General features: G+C 48.7%; 14 protein-coding genes. 5 read left to right on the top strand and 9 right to left on the bottom strand.

Going from position 1 to position 17,326, the window contains the following annotated elements; translation table 11 throughout:
• Positions 1-141 precede the first annotated feature (141 nt).
• From FVR03_RS10655 to FVR03_RS10635, 5 genes are all read right to left on the bottom strand, one after another.
• On the bottom strand, positions 142-1,344 hold the full coding sequence (locus tag FVR03_RS10655; RefSeq protein WP_147921734.1) for an alpha/beta hydrolase family protein: 1,203 nt from the start codon (positions 1,342-1,344) through the stop codon (positions 142-144).
• A gap of 931 nt (positions 1,345-2,275) precedes the next feature.
• A complete protein-coding gene (locus tag FVR03_RS10650) occupies positions 2,276-3,718 on the bottom strand; it encodes a TolC family protein (RefSeq protein ID WP_187270120.1) in 1,443 nt (480 codons plus the stop codon).
• A gap of 10 nt (positions 3,719-3,728) precedes the next feature.
• Positions 3,729-5,102, bottom strand: a complete 1,374-nt coding sequence (locus tag FVR03_RS10645; protein ID WP_255474167.1) for an HlyD family secretion protein — start codon at positions 5,100-5,102, stop codon at positions 3,729-3,731.
• A gap of 3 nt (positions 5,103-5,105) precedes the next feature.
• On the bottom strand, positions 5,106-6,839 hold the full coding sequence (locus FVR03_RS10640) for a peptidase domain-containing ABC transporter (protein WP_255474166.1): 1,734 nt from the start codon (positions 6,837-6,839) through the stop codon (positions 5,106-5,108).
• 1 nt (position 6,840) lies between these two features.
• Entirely contained in the window at positions 6,841-7,545 is a 705-nt protein-coding gene (locus tag FVR03_RS10635; protein WP_147921732.1) for a TetR/AcrR family transcriptional regulator, read from the bottom strand.
• A 311-nt stretch (positions 7,546-7,856) separates the two neighbouring features.
• Between FVR03_RS10635 and FVR03_RS10630 the strand changes: the two genes are divergently transcribed.
• The gene (locus FVR03_RS10630) at positions 7,857-8,579 is read left to right on the top strand and encodes an oxygen-binding di-iron domain-containing protein (RefSeq protein ID WP_147921731.1); all 723 of its coding nucleotides are present in this window, start codon (positions 7,857-7,859) and stop codon (positions 8,577-8,579) included.
• A gap of 339 nt (positions 8,580-8,918) precedes the next feature.
• On the top strand, positions 8,919-10,187 hold the full coding sequence (locus FVR03_RS10625) for a DEAD/DEAH box helicase (RefSeq protein WP_147921730.1): 1,269 nt from the start codon (positions 8,919-8,921) through the stop codon (positions 10,185-10,187).
• A 60-nt stretch (positions 10,188-10,247) separates the two neighbouring features.
• On the opposite strand, the gene FVR03_RS10620 is transcribed toward FVR03_RS10625, so the two are convergent.
• The 3 genes from FVR03_RS10620 to FVR03_RS10610 form a co-directional block, all read right to left on the bottom strand.
• The gene (locus tag FVR03_RS10620) at positions 10,248-10,736 is read right to left on the bottom strand and encodes a hypothetical protein (RefSeq protein ID WP_147921729.1); all 489 of its coding nucleotides are present in this window, start codon (positions 10,734-10,736) and stop codon (positions 10,248-10,250) included.
• A 322-nt stretch (positions 10,737-11,058) separates the two neighbouring features.
• Positions 11,059-11,613: a dihydrofolate reductase family protein gene (locus tag FVR03_RS10615; protein ID WP_147921728.1), complete on the bottom strand. Its 555-nt coding sequence runs from the start codon at positions 11,611-11,613 to the stop codon at positions 11,059-11,061.
• Between the two features lie 105 nt (positions 11,614-11,718).
• A complete protein-coding gene (locus FVR03_RS10610; RefSeq protein ID WP_147921727.1) occupies positions 11,719-12,153 on the bottom strand; it encodes a DUF2059 domain-containing protein in 435 nt (144 codons plus the stop codon).
• A gap of 297 nt (positions 12,154-12,450) precedes the next feature.
• On the opposite strand from FVR03_RS10610, the gene FVR03_RS10605 reads away from it, so the two are divergent.
• Positions 12,451-12,786, top strand: a complete 336-nt coding sequence (locus tag FVR03_RS10605) for a DUF2752 domain-containing protein (RefSeq protein WP_147921726.1) — start codon at positions 12,451-12,453, stop codon at positions 12,784-12,786.
• 4 nt (positions 12,787-12,790) lie between these two features.
• Entirely contained in the window at positions 12,791-13,153 is a 363-nt protein-coding gene (locus FVR03_RS10600) for a TM2 domain-containing protein (protein WP_147921725.1), read from the top strand.
• A 176-nt stretch (positions 13,154-13,329) separates the two neighbouring features.
• Here the strand turns inward: FVR03_RS10600 and FVR03_RS10595 are convergent, their stop codons facing one another.
• A complete protein-coding gene (locus tag FVR03_RS10595; RefSeq protein ID WP_147921724.1) occupies positions 13,330-15,288 on the bottom strand; it encodes a M1 family metallopeptidase in 1,959 nt (652 codons plus the stop codon).
• A gap of 394 nt (positions 15,289-15,682) precedes the next feature.
• Between FVR03_RS10595 and FVR03_RS10590 the strand changes: the two genes are divergently transcribed.
• On the top strand, positions 15,683-16,495 hold the full coding sequence (locus FVR03_RS10590) for an MOSC domain-containing protein (RefSeq protein ID WP_147921723.1): 813 nt from the start codon (positions 15,683-15,685) through the stop codon (positions 16,493-16,495).
• Positions 16,496-17,326 lie beyond the last annotated feature (831 nt).

Here is a 17,326-nt window from a genome sequence, read left to right as displayed (position 1 = left end):
CCAAGCAGAAGAAAGGTAGAACTCCGGCTTCAGCAAAAATCTAACAGCTACCAATTATTTTGGCCTCTGTCAATTATGCTAATGAAAAAGCCCTTCCAAAGGATTTTTGATTTTGGAAGGGCCAAGGGTTGGAAGGCTATTTTAGTTTGCTTTGATCCAGGGAATAACAGATTCGAGCATGGGTGCTAAGGAGCTGCCGTGGGTACCGCCTTGTATCGGGAAGAACTCGATGTTTTTTGCACCATTGGCCTTAAAGCCATCAAAAGTTGTTTGTGAGTTCTGGAACGGTACTATGTCATCGGCGGTGCCGTGGTAGAGGCGGGTAGGGCTTTGCGGAGTCCAGTTGGTAAGGCTATTGTCTTGCAGGGCTTTTTTCAGGGTTTGCTCTCCGTTGCTTTGCAGCAGGCCCTGGTAAAAAGCAGGCGTAAGGAGCTTTTGCGGGTTGCGGGGCAGTTCGCGGTTTATGATGCTGCCGCTGTTGCTACCGTTAAACAGCGCAGGTAGTTTAGCAGCATATGGTTCCTGAAACATGTCGGAGAGCGGACGCTGCCAGTTGTTGGTTTGGTTGTAAGCATGCAGAATATACGCCAGGTAAGCAGGGTAGGAGTAATCCTGGCCGCTGGTAACATCTTGTAGCATAGAAGTTAAGTCGTAGCCACCGGCACCTGCTGCCACTGCAGTTATAGTTAACCCATGAGCCGCGTTCGTCTCGATCTCTTGCTGTGCCGCCAGCGTTACATAGCCGCCCTCCGAGTAGCCAACCAAATAAAGCTTGTCGCTGGTGGCGATGTGTTGCTCTTTGTAAAACTCTTTGGCTGCCTTTAGCATGTCTACAACAGCCATGGCAGAGTGCTGCCGGTCGTAGTAAGGGTGCAGCACTTGTTTAGACTCGCCAAAGCCCAGGTAATCCGGAATAAGCGTAATGTAACCAGCCGAGGCAAACAGCTCGAACCCCGAAACACCCGAGAAATGGCTGGGAGCCTCGTTATGCGCGAAAATAGTGCCATGCTGCACGCTCAGCACCGGAGCCAGAGTCGACAAGCCATCTGGCACGCAGATCAGGCCGGATGCATTTATCTCTTTGCCCTGGTAGGTGGTTTTGTAAATCAGTTTGTAAACAGATACACCAAATTTAACCTCGTTGTGGTAGGCAGCATAGGGCTGGTTCGGCAGTATAGCCTGCAACGTGCTTAGCGGCACCGACAGTAGCAGCGAGGAAGAAACATAGCTGGCTGGCTGTGCATCGGTTACAACAGGTATGGGTTCGTCGGTAGCAGTTTTACAGCTTGTAAAGGAAAGGAAGCTGCTTAAAAAAAGAATATAAGCGGCAAGTATTTTTATCATGTTGCGTTAGGTTCAGAATGTTTGTTGTAGTTACAACATGCTGATACCAGGAAGAGTGCCATCGCTTTGCAACCGTACCAGGTTATTTGTTCTGCTGCTGGAGTGGTGTAAAAGATATTTGCCCAGCTATTTTGCAAGTTCTGCGCAGGCTTGCCTGTTCCTTCTCATCTCAGGCTTGCTCAACCAGTAAAAACAACCTGACTGGGAGGTAAAGCCAGTAAAATACCGACAACACCCTTGGCAAAATTCTGATGAAAAACCTTCTGGAGGCTAGTTTCATTTAAATAATTTGTAGTTGCGCACCTTCTGGTAAGTGGCACCTTTAAGTTTGTTCTAATACATTTGGTAACAGCTTCATCCGGTGCCTTAAGGCCTGCATGTTCCATCGTTTTACTCCGAGCGCTCAAGGCCGCGGGGCCTCGTTCTTTGGCATCGCGCTGCTGCATCTTTCCTGCCCGCAGGCGGGCTGCCGCTCCCGCGGCACCGGAAACCTGCAAAGGCGCTCAACCCAAGAACTGGGTTTTGCACTACGAGCCTCAGCTACAGCGCCAGCAAATTAAATTTTTGGGTTAGGAGTATAAAATTTAATTAAATATCCTTACTGCGTAACATCAATAAATAATTTGTAGTTGCGCACAAATTTATTTTGAGAGGGAGAGTCTCACTTTGCAGCTCCACTTGTAGAGAGAAATGAAGAGCTTCATTATCATGTGTTTTTAGTTGGTGCGAGCTTGCAGCTCGTACTTTCATCTTGCCTGATCAGTTAAATATAAGGGGGCTCAGGTTGTTAAAAGTGAATGCTTTACATGCTTTGCCCCAATCAGAAAAAAGGTACGAGTTACAAGCTCGCATCAGCGGCTGGTTTTCCTAAAACCTGTTAATTAAAATTATGAATGGCCGCAGCAGAATTCAGAGCCTGCCTGTTAACATTTTAGTTTACCTGAATTTCGCCGGCTGACCAGTAAAGCAGGGTTTTGGCTTTGGCGTATTTGGCACGTAGCGCAAAGAGTTTTAGCTGTGCCTCCATCGATTTCACTTCGCGGGAATTTACCAGGAACAGCGAGCTTTCGCCACTCTGGAAACGGGTTGCCTCGCCCTGCCGCAGAATTTCTGCATTAGCCACCATTTGCTCCTGCAACCTAATCTGCTCCTCCAGCGACTGCCACTCGTTAAAAGCTGCATGCAGGTTGTTTTCTACCTCACGAATTGCCTGCACAAACTCCATGCTGTTGGCCTGCTGCTTGGCCTTGGTCAGTTGCAGTTTTCCGCGCTCTTCGCGCAGGAAAATTGGCAAACTGAAACTTAAGCCCATTTTGTAGTTAGCGTTCATGTGCTGGCGCTCAAACATGTCGGTATTTCGGTAGAAGTCGTTTTGCAGCACATTGTACTCCACGTTTAGTTTGGGCTTTAGTTTGTCGGCCGCAAACTGCTGTTCTATCTGCAACTGCTCCCCCTTCAGACTGAGTTTGCGCAGGTCGGGGTGGTTAAGTTTGGCAATCTCGAGGAGGTGGTTGAGCGAGTCTTGCGGCAGCGAGGTGAGTTCGCTGCCGGTAAGAGCGGGCACTGTGCTCTCCTGCAACTCCAGTGGCACCTCGTTGTCGGCCCACAGGTGCGTGGCCACCATCAGGCGGGCGTTGTTGTAATTTAGTTGGGCCTGCTGCAGTATTACCTGCCGGTTCTGCACCTCTGTGAGGGCCTCCACAGTATCTATGGCGGCCAGGTCGCCTTCCTGCACCCGCGACCGAACGGCTTTCATCCTGAACTCCGCTAACTCCAGCGACTCCTGTATTAGCTGCACCTCGCGGTAATACTGTAGCCAGTCCCAGTAGTCTTTTGTTACCTGCAGGAGCAGCTTGTTGATAAGCTTTATGCGGTCTGCCTCAGCTATCTGCTGCATTAGGCGGGCCTGCCGCACAGTAGCGCGGCGGGCATCGATAAACAGCCCCTGCCCCAGCGGTACCGAAATGCCTGCAAAGCTCAGGCCATCGGCTGGGGTGCTATTTTCGGGGTTCAGGTAGTTGCCGGTTGTCTGGTCGTAACCTGCAATTAACTCAGGCCCAAACCAAAGCGGTACGCGCAGGGCGTTGTTCCAGAGCGTGTAGTACTCTTTGCCGCCAAACTCTTTTTTGTAGAGCTTGCTGCTAATAATCGGGTCGAAAGCACCACGCGCCATGCGTAACTCCTGCCGGGCCTGCTCTGTAAGCAAAGCCGCCTGCGAGGCAACCGGGTGGTATTGCAGCACCAGCCTATGAAAATCCTGCATGGTAAGTTCCTGCACCGAATCTTGTGGCTGTGTTGCCTGTGCCCTTGCTGGCCTTGAGAACAGGAACACCAGCAAGGGCAGCCAAAGTAATTTTAAAAAGGAATGTTTCATTTCTGACTTACTAGTCATATTTACCATCTGTATCAGAAGACTTTTTTTCTTGTCCGCCGCTTGCAGCGTTATCGCCGGTGTAGTCTGCCGGGAAGCTGTTAAGTTGTCGCCATATCTCGTACCAGATCGGCACTGTGTTTAACATGGCCCAGCCATACACACCTGATCCTACGCGCAATGCACTGGGCCAGGGCTCCTGGTCGGGGTCTGGTACTACCAGCATGCGGTACTGCCCGTTTGTTCCTGTATTATCGAGCACGGCCACAATGCCGCCAAAAGTACCAAAACTGGCACCGGGCCACCCCGAGAACACCAGGGCAGGCCAGCCTTCGAATTGCAGCCTGATGTCGTCGCCGATTTTTATGAGCGGCAGGTCGAGGGCGTTTACATACAGTTCTGCTGCCATCTGCGAGTTATAAGGCATAATAGTAGCCAGCGGCTCGCCTTCTTTTATGGTTTCGCCGATACCTGCTTTTAATGTGCGCACCAGGTTACCATCTTGCGGCGCCACAATGTGGTAATACTGGCTCCTGACTTCTGTGCTGCTCAGTTCGCTCTGCAGTTTCGATACTTCGGCCATGGTGCCGTAGAGGTAGGAGCGGGTGGAGCTAAGTTCTGCTTCTGCTTTGGCAATTTTATCTGCATATTCGGCCTGCAGCGAGTTCAGTTCGGTGCGGGCATTTTCCAGTTCGGCACGGGAGGCATCGTATTTGTTTATGCCTGATAGTAATTTGGCCTGCGACTCCTGCAGTTTCAAACGCCGAGCCTCCAGTTCTGTAAGTGATTTCAGGCCCTGATTATATAAATTCTCCTGGCGGCCAATCTGCGCTTCGGCAATGGCCAGGTCGGTGCGCAGGGCCACTACATCCATGCTGTCGCTCTGCATTTTCAGCCGCGTTTGCTCCACCTTGTTACGTCCTTTCTGCAAGCTGAACACTAAGCCTTCGCGCAGGGCTTTTATCTGCTCCTGCATGGCGCGCATTTTAGCTTCGGTGGCAGTAGCGGCATCGCGTTTGGCATTTGTCTGCTCTCCCAGGCGAGCTATCAGGTTAGGGTCCATGTACTTTTCCTTTATTTCGGAAATACTTACAATGGTATCGCCTTTTCTAACAAAAGCACCTTCCATTACATGCCATTTTTCTATGCGGCCTGCTATAGTTGCCTGCACAGTTTGCGGCCTGTCTTGTGGCGTAAGGGCCGTAAGCACACCTTGCGAGCGAATGTTCTGCGTCCAGGGCAGAAAGAGGCAGAGCACCACAATTATAAATATGGCGGCAATCCAGTAGGTTAGCATGCGGCCCTGGCGTGGCGTACTCACCTGCGACATGGCATTCAGGTGAGAATAGTCGCCCTGATGCATCTCTTTTTTTACTTCTGTAGCCATTGGTTAATAAGTTACGTCGGTGAGTTCTTTTAAAATATCAAGTTTCCGTATCTCTTCAAAATTGCCGGATGCTACCAGCTGGCCATCCTGCAGCAGTAAGGTGCGGTGGCACAGTTGCATCACGTCTTTGTCGTTAGAAACCATAATAATGGTCCAGTTAAACTCATCGGAAGTGAGCAACCGCAGAAAATGCATTTTATCGGCTTTTGGCATGCCTACCCAAAAATCGTCGATGATGAGCAGGCGTGGGCGCTGAACCACACTACGGGCCATCACAATTTTGCGGGCTACGCTGCCCGGCAGGCGCAGGCTTCCGCCTGTAAGGTTGGTGTGCAGCCCTTTGGGGAGCGCGTGTACAAACTGAGTCAGACCCGACAGTTCAATAGACCAGAGTACATCCTCCAGCGGAAGGTCGCGGCCAAGGGTAATGTTTTCGAGCAGTGTGCCATCAAACACCTGCTCTTTAGACATGTTATCGCCGATGAGGCTGCGCAGGTTGCCTATGTGCAGGTCGCGGAGCGAAATGTTGTTATAGGCTATGCTGCCTTCAAAAGAAGGGTACAAACCCAGAATTAAACTAACAAGCGTGCTCTTGCCTGAGCTGTTGTAGCCAGACAGGCAGATGTGCTCCGAAGGCTTTACATCGAAACTGATTCTATCGAGAACCTTTTTGTCGGATTCAGGAAATTTGTAAGACAGGTTGTTTACCTGCACACTGAAGCCTTCAGTTAATGGCATATCGCTCAGCTTCAATCCTTTGGCCTCCTCTAGGGGCAGGTCGGTTACATGGCCCAGCTTGTCGAGGCTGGTTAGTACATCGTATACCGTGTCCAGCTTAATAATTATTTTTTCAACAGCTGCCATAATCATAATAATTACGATCTCAGAGGCTACAAACTGCCCGATGTTTATTTCGCGCTGCACCACCAGTATACAGCCCAGCGTTAACAAGCCGCCGGTTATAAAGGTTTTAAAGCCTACAAAGCTGAAGTACTGGGTCATGAGAACGCTAAAGTGCTCTTTCCGCACCTTCAGGTAGCTGCTTACGTAGCCATCAGTGCGCTCCATGGGTAGGTTGGTGTGGCCAACGAGCTTAAAGGTGCTCATAGAGCGGGCCAGTTCCTCGAGCCAGGCAGCAGTTTTATATTTGTACTTCGACTCTACAATACTGGTCTCCACCCCTTTATCGCCGGTCCACCAGATAATGGCTACTAAGGCTATAATTAAGATAAAGCCCAGAAAAATGAAGTAAGGGTGGTAGAGCGAGAGCAGAATAAGGCCGAAGACAATTTGTATAACAGCCGTCGAAAAGTCTGTCAGGATCTTGGCCATTCCCTTCTGCAGTGTTACCACATCAAAAAACCTGTTTATGAGCTCAGGAGGGTAATATTTGTATAAGGCCTCGGGTTGTATGCGCGGAATTCTGAAAGCGAAGTCGAAGGCGGTACGGGCAAAGAGCCGTTGCTGCATATACTCCACCAGCCATAACTGCATAACCTGAAGTCCGCCCACAAGCAGCAGGGCCAACACCAGCAAAGCAATCAGCACTACCACCGACACCGAAATCTGGCCGCTCGACACAAACCCGATGATGCTCTGTATACCCAACGGCAACGAAAGGCTGATCAGGCCGGCTGCCATGGCATATACATATAAGTAAATAATTTCTTTTTTCTCCAGCGATAAGAGCTCCATTAGGCGCGTCATGGGGCTTTTGCCTTTTTTGTTGCTGCTCATATTAGGTGGTTAGGTTAGCTTCTTGTGGCTCTATGGCAGAAAATACCAGGTGTTTCAGAAAAGTAGTGTTTTCCTCTCTCAGGTGCTGTGCTTCGCAAATCTCGGTGAGGGAGGGCAGGTGCCGGGCAAAAAACATTTGCTGGTGCGCTGCCTCCAGCACGGTGCTCATAAGCGCGTGCGGGTATGGGTAAGCCGGGTTAATAGCCAGTGTCATGCGGGCCATACGGTCGCAGAGGTTTTTAAATTCCATAAAGTAGCCATCCTGGTTCTCGGAGTCAACTTCTTTGGTATGGTACACTTTCGTAGACTCTGCCAGCACAATGCGGTAGAGCATGCGCTCATCAATATAATCTACTGTGGGATCGTCTTCCTGAGCGGCTGTTGTAATGGCTAGAATGGCTCTGATGAGGCGCTCGCGCGGGTTATCTATGTTCTGAACCCGTAACGTAACGCTATAGTCTAGCCAGGCCCAGTACCACGACACCAGGTACACCAGCAGCTTGTGCTTGTTCTCGAAATAACGGTAAACCGAAGCCTCGGTAGAACCAATTTCGGCTGCCAGCTTTTTAAACGTAAACTGCTCAAACCCGAGCTCGTCTATCAGCCTGACACTCTCGCTGATGATTCTCCTGCCTAACTCCGTGCTTTCCGGCTCGCGCAGGTAAGACTTATGCGTTAACCTGATGTTGATGCTTGTTGTTGTCATGTTGCTTTATGCCGAAGCTAAATCGCATATATGCTGCAAAGATAATAAAGTTATTATATGTAATAGTAAAGCTATCATAAAAGTTTCAAACACTATCAAAAAAAAGATTAAGCTAATGTAAGGTTCATATAATCAGTTCTATAGCATAATAAAAAGATAAATTTTCTTATTTTTAAGTGCTTACTTCATCTATGTTTTCGGGGAGCTACCCTAAGATTTCGGAGATCAACATTTTATGTCCCCCATTTAAACAGGATAAAAAATCATCTTGTGTCCTTCTTTATATTATTTTACTTCTAACTGTTACAGCTATGGCCACTATTACAGAAATTGCTCCAGATGTATACAGAATCTGCTTATTTGTACCTGAGTATAATATGCAGTTCAACCATTTTCTTGTGAAAGACGAGGAGCCTATGCTCTACCACGCTGGTATGCGCCTGATGTTTCCGCTACTGAAGCAGGCCGTAGCCCGGCTCATAAAGCCAGAGCAGCTTCGGTGGGTAGGCTTCAGTCATTTTGAGGTAGACGAATGTGGTGCCTTAAACGAGTGGCTGCAGCTGGCACCACAGGCACAAGCCGTTTGCAGCGAAATTGGTGCGATGGTGAATATGGGCGATTTTGCCATCAGGCCAGCCAGAGGACTAAACCAGGCAGATGTGCTGGAGACAGGCAAGTATCGTTTCCGGTTTTTGCCTACGCCGCACCTGCCACACGGCTGGGATGCAGGTGTTCTCTTTGAAGAAAAGAACAAGACGCTCTTTTGTTCGGACCTCTTTCATCAGGATGGCGATGGTGTTGCGCTGACCGACCACGATATTCTGGGCGAGGTGCGCGCCTCGTTACGAGCCGGGCAATCATCGCCGTTGCCTAACTACATGCCTTACACGGCCAAAACAAAAGGCATGCTGACAGCACTTGCAAACCTGCAGCCTGCTACACTGGCAATTATGCATGGCTCCTCTTTCAGGGGTGCTTGCGGGCAGGCCCTGCTAGACCTCGATATTATTATGAAGGAAGAACTGGGGGAGTAGCCGTGCCGGTATTCACTAAGTCCGTTGAAGGAAGTTATGCCAGATAAATCAGCCTGTTTCAGTGTTAGCTTCTAAATTATTCGAATAAAAATAGCCTCCAGAAGGTTTTGCATCCGAATTCTGCCAAGGGTTTATCTGGTATGTTTCGGTTGAAGTTACTTAGAGGAAAGGTGGCTGCTATAGTTCAGGTGACAGCCGCTCTGGCAGAGCGCCATGCTCCTGGCTTGCGGCTGGGCAGCAGCAAAACGCTGCAGAAGCCAAAAGAAGCGTTATCTTTGTAACCTGCCACTGCCAAAGGTACTATACACAAAGCAGCAGCCACGCATAAACACCAGCACCATGAAGTTTGAAGATTACCGCATCTCTGATGAAATAAAGAAAAGCCTGAGCAAACTGGGCTTCGTAAAGCCAACCGACATTCAGTACAAAGCCATACCGCCCATTATGAAAGGCGAAGATGTGCTGGCTATTGCCCAGACCGGTACCGGAAAAACAGCTGCTTTTGCCATACCTGTGCTCGACATGCTGCAGTACGGCAAAAACAGGAGGCGCGAAGATGGCATAAAGTGCGTGGTGATGGTGCCCACCCGGGAACTGGCGCTGCAGATAACAGATGTGTTTAAACAGATCGGGCGGCACACGCGTGTAGAGACTTTCTGTGTGTTTGGAGGTGTGGAGCAGGGGCCTCAGATCGAGAAACTGGAAGATGGCATCGATATTCTGGTCGCAACTCCGGGCCGCCTTTTCGACCTGGTGAGCCAGGGTTACATCAGGCTGCACCGCGTAGAGATTCTGGTGCTCGACGAAGCCGACCATATGCTCGACCTGGGTTTTATTAAAGACATACGCCAGCTTATTACAAAATTGCCACGCAAGCGCCAGACGCTGTTCTTTTCTGCCACCATCAACGAAACCATCAAGGAGCTGGCTTACTCGCTCGTGAACAAGCCGGTGCGTATCCAGATATCGCCAAAAGACCCGGTGGCTAAAAACGTGGATCACTCGGTTATGTATGTGGAGATGGACGACAAACGGTTTTTTCTGGAGCGGGTTGTTAAGGAGAACCTTGACAAGAAGATACTGGTTTTTGTGCGTACCAAGGTGCGGGCAGAGCGGGTGCTCAAAGCCATGGAGCGGGTAGAGATAGCCAGCATGACCATACACGGCGACAAAGAGCAGAAAGACCGGCAGGAGGCCATGAAGCAGTTTAAAAAAGGCGACGTAAAGCTGCTGATTGCGACCGACGTGAGTGCGCGCGGCATCGACATACCCAACGTAGATTATGTGGTGAACTACGATTTGCCGGAACAGCCCGAAAGCTATGTGCACCGGGTAGGCCGCACCGGCCGTGGCACCCAGAAGGGTATTGCCGTTACGTTTTGCAGCCCCGAAGAAAAGCCTATTCTGGAGGAGATTCAGACCTACCTCACCAAAGACATTAAAGTACTGCAAATAGACCGCGAAGACTACGAAGCCACCATCGACTTTAGCCCCGCCGCCACTTACGACTGGAAAGCTCTGATGAAAGAAGCTGAAGAAAAAGAGGCGCTCGCTAAAATAGAAAAATCTAAACGAGCCAAGAAAAAGGCGAAAGGCAAGAAAAAGTAGCAACACCCTTGACACTAAAAGTCTTTTGAGGGCTTTAGAAGGGTATTTTGATTTAAATAATTAGTTACCCGCAGTCTTCCTTCCCACTTGTTTTTCCATCAGGCGCTCAATCCAGAAAATCAGGAAGAGGGCCACCAGGTTGATGCCGATAAATTTCTGACTTGTTTCGGAGCCGATAATAAACTGGAAAGAGGAGATGGCCATTCGGAATTTGATGGTCCAGGAGCCTGCCATGTCGAGGCCCAGACCCAGGCGCAAGCCCGCTACATACTGAAAGCTATAGGCGCCGAATGAAAAGTACAACACCTGCAGCACCTGGTTAATGAGCGAGAGGGTAAGGCCACGCAGTGGTTTCCGCCAGAGCATAACGCCGCACAAAATAGAAAACACAAACAAGCCGCAGGCGAACAGCGAGAGGCGCAACACCGGCACTGTTAGCACCATATCGCCTTGGAACAATACCCAGAGCGTGAGCACAATGCCTGCCACACCACCCAATACCTGGTAAAGCGCCAGGGCGCTAAGTTGAGTTTTTGTAGATTGAAGCACGTTAGAAAGTAGTAGGTCTTATATTTTAAACAGCGAAATGCTTCTCAAAAGTAACTAAGCTGATCAAAATTACCTATTTGCAACCAAAGGATTCTGGAATCAGGAACGGTGAGTTAAGCCAGACCCTTGACTAAAAATGGCCTCAAAAACTTTTGGAGGCTATTTTTATCTGAATAATTGAGTTGGTTGCTGATTGCCTGTTGCTGAAGCTTTTACGGCAGGTTTAGCAACATCTAACTAAAAACAACAAAATGCTTTTGAACAGGCCATTGAGGTGCCTTTTATACTATTTCTAATGTTAAGTTTTCAACCTGACTAAGTACTATTCAGAAGAGGGAATTGATTTTGCTGGCCGGAGGGTAAGTTGTACAAAACCGTTGTCGAAGCAATGGTTACTTTCTACCTGCAGTTTGTGCTCTTGCAAACCTGCCGCAAAAAGCGGAATTCCTGTGCCGAGCAGTATCGGAATGTAAGTGAGCACTATTTCGTCGAGCAGCCCCGCTTCCAGCACCAGCGTGTTTAACTGGCCGCCTCCAATTAGCCAGATGTCTTTGCCCGGCTGCTGCTTGAGTTCTTTTATAAAACCTGTGGCATCGGAACTTACAAACTTCACAAACGCATCATCCTGATGCTCAGGGTTCCTGGTAAACACGTAGTTTGTTTTGTCGGTGTACGGAAACGGCGTCTCAAAGCCTTGAATAACCTGGTAGGTGCTGTTGCCCATCAGGGTGGTATCTATGGTTTCGAGGAAACTGCTGTAATGAAAGTCTTCGCCGGGTAAGGCAAAATCCTCATCGTGGAGCCAGTCTATGTTGCCATCTGGCCGGGCAATAAAACCATCGAGGCTGGCAGCAATGTATAATATTATTTTTCTCATTATCTGGGTGTTAAAAGAGATTGATGAGGCAGGCAAACCGCTGTAGCTACGCGTGGCAAGTGCTCAAAAGTGCTACTGTAGCAGTAGCCTTTTACCGGGGGAGAATTAAATTTTACCTTCTGCCTGCAATTTTTTCACAACCTTCTCCGCCACCTGCTTGCCAAGCTCCTGGCCCATCTCCATCGACTCCTCCATAATAAGCGGCATGGTGCTAATGGCTTTTTTGCCGAGCGGTGTCTGGTAAAATTTAATCAGTTGTTTTACTTCGTCGTGGGTGTAGTGCTTGTCGTAAATCGGGGCAATGCTCTTTAAGAGGAGTTCAGCATTAAACTCCTTCTGAAACTCTGTAAAAAACTCAGTGGGTATGTTAGGGTTGCTGCTTTTAAGTGTCTGCATATTAGTCTGTAGCGCCTGCATCGCCAAATCTGCTGCGCCAGTAACTTCTAATAGCTTCTTGATGTCTTTGGTTTTGGCGTTGTCTTGTGCAAATGCCGGGCAGCAAAGCACAAATGCCACCAGTAAAAGGAAGATTGTTTTCATGGGTAGGAGGGTGACAATAAATTTTTTCTGATGTTAGATGCCTGTTTGAACATGGTTTTAATTCCAAATCAAATTAAAGCAAAATTTAGAGAATTTCCAGGTTTTTTTTAACGGGTTTTTACTCCTGATCTGCAAAGCCTGGTAAAGTATGGCTACAAACAGATTGCCGTAACAAAAGTCTAAGGGCATGTGTCTTATTAGCAGCCTGCCTCAAAATATGATTTGCATAAGACAAACTAAAAATATAACTTATACCAATGTTGTTGCCACTAGATTAACCTGTTTCTGCTTTTTATCGTGCATCAGCCATACACCCCAGCTCCTGCTGTAGTTGCCCGAAACCGCTACCTGCCGGAAGCTGCTGTTTGGGTGGTAGCGCTGGTTGCCTTAGCCTTTACAGACCCCGAGGCAAAACACTTGGTTAGCTTTTGTCCGGTAAGTTGGGTGTATGAAGGCGGTTGCCCTGGTTGCGGCTTGGGCCATGCCATTAGTTTTTTGTTCAGGGGGCAGATCAGTGCCTCCTGGCAGGCGCACCCTCTCGGTGTTCCGGCATTGCTGGTGCTGCTCTGGCGTGTGTATAAGCTTCTGAAAAAGTACCTGTTTCTACGATCTTTCCACCTTTCTATAAAATAAAATTATGATTAACATTCTGAACCTGATGCCCGACCTGGAGCCCGATGAAATGGCTTTTATACAGGGCATTACACGAAACATGAGCGAGGAGCAGGTAAAGCAGTTCGTGGTGATGTACCGCTCACGGCGAAAAGAACCCACGCTGATTCTGGCCACCACGCTGGTCGGCTTTTTTGGTGTGGCAGGTATACAACGCTTTCTGGTAGGGCAGGTCGGAATGGGGATTCTGTACTTTTTTACCGCTGGCCTCTGCTTTGTAGGAACCATTGTTGACCTGGTGAATTACAAAAGACTGGCGTTTGAATATAATATAAAAGAAGCCCAAATGGTGCAGGCCATGATGGGAACTTATCCTCCGTTTGGTTAAGAGAAGTATTTGATATAAGGCACCTAGCTATTCTCTGCTGCTGGAAAAGCCCCGCAGCGAATAATGCCTCCTGCAGTAGCAGCAACTTGGAGCGGCTACCGCAGGTGGCATTATATTAACCTTTATATGTACCTATTCATTCATTCATTCATTCATTCATTCATTCATTGCGACCTTTACTGTACCCGCACAAAGCTGGTGCGGTAGCTTTGGCTATTGCTGTTTAGCTGCAGCAGATAAAGCCCGGCTGGCAGGTTGGCAATCTGCACACGAACAGCATTATCTCCTGAATTGCTAATAGGCTGTTGACTTATTTTGCTGCCGGTGCTGTTGTAAATAGTAACGGAGGCGGGCGCAAAATGCAGGTCAGATATGAGCAGATGATCTTTGCTGGCAGGGTTTGGGTAAACTTTGGGCGCGGTAGCCAGAGCTGCAGGTGAGGATAATGTTATGTTCCGCTCGCTCCTGATCAACTCAGCTGGCATCCATTGGTTGGGGTCTAGCATTACCTGTGTTACTTCTCCGTCTACTTCCAGGTAATGCTCTACCCTTGGCTGGTTTTGTGGTAGCCGCACCACCATGTCACCTGTTGTGGTTCTGATGCGGTACTCTACATCTAGTTTAAAGAATGGCGTTACTGCTGAACTGGAGGTTTGCTCCGATACAAGCACCAGCCGGTTGCCAATCTGGTTCCATTCCAAAGCGAACATGGGGTAGCCTTCGCCATAAATCCATTGCTCAAAAAAGTAAGCTAAATCCATATCGGCTGTTTCTTCGAACACACGTTGCAGGTCGGCGGTGGAGGCGGTGCTGTCGCGGAACTGTGTCTGGTAGTTTTGCAGCGCTTTAAAGAAAAGCTCGTCGTTGTTGAGCACAAAGCGCAGCTGGTGCACCACTGCAGCAGCCTTCTTGTAGGTGAGCCTATAGTCGAAAATGCGGCGCACATTGGTGGTGTCGCTTACAAAAACACTGCCACCTGGTTGCTGCAGCACTGCCGTGTGCGTATTGTTTAGCCAGCTCCAGGCCGCGGAGGGGTTAAACTGCTGCAGGGCCAGGTATTCGGCGTAAGAGGCAAAGCCTTCGTTTAGCCAGATGTCTTGCCAGCTGGCGCAGGTAACGTTATTGCCAAACCACTGGTGCGCCAACTCATGGGCTGTCAGGGTAAACTCAAAGGTGCTTTGCGTGGTCATGGTCTGGTGCTCCATGCCGCCACCCATGGGCGCCATGCTGTGCCCGTATTTCTCGGCTGCAAAAGGGTAGAGGGTAAAGAGCCCCGAAAAATGCTCCATAAAAGGACCGGTCCTGTCAATTCCGGGTTTATAAGCGGCTAAAGTGCCCGGATAAATATAGTTTACAATCGGGATAGGAGCAGGCGCACCCGCAGGGTTAGCAAAGGTCAGGTACTCTTCGTAATTAGAAAGAGCCACCGAAATAAGGTAATACGCAATCGGATACTTCGATTTCCATTCGTGGCGTTTGCGGCCGTCGGGCAGATCGGCAACACGGGTAAGTAACCCATTAGAGCCTACCTTATTGTCGGCACTGGTCGTGACAAACACGTGCACCGAGTCGGCTTTGTCGGTGAGCACCTGCTTGCCCGGCCACCACTCATAAGCGGAGTAAGGTTCGCTCAGGCTCCAGCTCACCTGGTTGCCCAAGCCTGGTATGGTGGCCGACGAATAGCCGCTGCCAATGGCGGCATTGCCAACAGGTGCGGTGCCTTTGTAATAAACTGTAGCTGTAAGCTTATCGGGTCGGACTATGGGAGTTGCCAGTTTAACCGAAACATCGCCACCACTGCGGCTGATAGATTGTTGTCTGACACCATTCACCACCACCGAATCGATCTGGTGCGCCTCGTGCAGCTCAAAAGCAAAAGTATCGAGGCGGGCAGTGGTGAGGTTCGCGACAGTGGTTACACTGCCTGCTATGTATGTTGTGTTCCGCTCCAGCTCCAGGTCGAGTTTATAAAAAGAGACGTCGTATTGGTTCATGCACCGCACGTGATTAGGTGCAGAGATGGCTTTTCGCTCCAGCGAACCGATACGGCCGAGAGCACAAACTTCGGAGTTTTGAGCCGTAGCTGGCAGGCAGTAGCAAACAAGTAAGAGCAGGAGCAGGTAGCAGTTTTTCATAGCATAACGAATGGTTGGCGTAGGGCTTGGCCAAATTAAAAATTAGAAATTCAAAATTAGAAATGATGCTCTGAGCCAGCAATTTTAAACCTTTCTGGTTTCATATAATTCAAAAAAAAATTTGGAGGAGCACGAGATCTTTTAAGAGTTCAAAGGTATTCACTCACTCAAAATTACTATCATCATCAAATCAACCACTTAACTATGAAGCAATTTAACAAACATCAACTAACAACCAGCAAACAGCCAAATATTCAAATAAAAAAGCCCTTCCAAAGCCTTTTCCAGAAAAAATAGCCAAGGCCTTTAGACACGTAGTAGAAGCAGGCGCTAAGTTTTATTTTCAGGATGCGCCATAATATGCTAATTTGGTGCAGGGTACAAGGCAAAGAATATGACTACTTTCAAGATAACCGGAATAACTATTTACCCGATCAAGTCGCTCGGGGGTGTTAGCCTGCAGCAGGCACAGGTGGAGGAGCGGGGGTTCCGGCACGACCGGCGCTGGATGCTCATAGATGCCGATAACAACTTCCTGACGCAGCGGCAACACGCCCAGATGGCACTGCTGCAGGTAAGGCTGCTGCAGAACGGCCTCGAAGTGAACCACAAAAACGGGTTGCTGCAGCCCTTGCTGGTGCCTTTTGGCCAAACCGAAGGGCCTGAGCTGCAGGTCCGTATCTGGGACGACACCTGCACCGCCCTGGAGGTAAGTGCCGCCGTAAGCGCCTGGTTTACAGGAGCACTGCAGATGCCCGCCCGCCTGGTGTACATGCCTGCTGCCTCAGAACGGAAAGTAGACCCCAATTATGCGCAGCAAAACGAGATTGTAGGCTTTGCCGATGGCTATCCGTTTTTGCTTATAGGTCAGGCTTCGCTCGACGACCTGAACAGCCGCCTGCCGGAGCCTGTGCCGATGAACAGGTTCCGGCCAAACCTGGTGTTTACTGGCAGTGCTCCCTTTGCTGAAGATAGCTTTTTACGTTTTCGGATCGGGGAAACGCACTTTCGGGTAGCCAAACCCTGCGCCCGCTGCGTTGTTACTACCATCGATCAGGCTTCTGCCACCAAAAGCCCGGAGCCGCTCAAAACGCTGGCAACGTACCGTGTTCAAAATAAGAAAGTAATGTTCGGCCAGAACCTGGTGCACGAGGGGAGAGGTGAAATTAGGGTTGGTGATGAACTGGTAGTGGAGGAGTGGCAGTAGCGCAAGTGTTCTTTTGAATTATGTAAATGTTCAGATTCATTGTGTGGTAGCAAAATGATCATTTCTACATCCACTACCCATTGTCGTCCTGAAAGGATCTTGTGGGCAAGGTCCAAAAGCAAAGGCTACTGGTAGTTGGGTTCTAAGTTCGCATAGCTGCTGTTCTCTCTTTCGCTGCAGCGAATTTTTATTTTCATAATGTGCACCTGGCAATTTCGTCCTCTCTGCTGTTACCTGCCGAAATTGTTATAAAAGGACAATTACTTCACAAAGAATTATTCTAATTAAATTACCCTTCCAAACGTTTTTCCCCATTTCTTAGCCAAGGGCTCTGCGTAGAGAATAGGACATCAGGCATATTGATTTCATTAAGTTTGGTTGAGTATATTAACCTTTAAAATTAGATTTTTCGGGGAGACTACCTGGGAAAATGTGTTTACAAAGAAACAAGCTTTAATCGGTAGTACGGCGGCTAGCGCTTTTGCTTAGGAAGAAGTTTTTTCAGATATTGGAAGTTGGATTTCCTTCAGACTGGCAACAAAACCAGAGCATTGAACTTGTCTCCTCCAGGTAGCTGAATTGTTAAAAACAAGCTGTATTAGTTATAAGATTTGCCAACCCTTGATGTTAAAAAGCAAAATAACCCTCGGAAGGCCATTTCTATTAGAATAATTTAATTAGTTGTTGATTGTTAGTTGCTGATTGCTTAATGGTTAAATGGTTAATCTGGAGATGTGAAAATTTGAAGATATGTGAAGATGATTTGAATTTGGGAGGAGTGGCTGAGGGAATAACTTTTAACTAATAAAAGGTCTAGCGTCTAACATTTAA

The organism is Pontibacter qinzhouensis (assembly GCF_008017455.1).
GTDB classification, from domain to species: domain Bacteria; phylum Bacteroidota; class Bacteroidia; order Cytophagales; family Hymenobacteraceae; genus Pontibacter; species Pontibacter qinzhouensis.
Note: the sequence above shows the minus strand (reverse complement) of the source record. Positions and strands in the feature narration are given on the sequence as shown.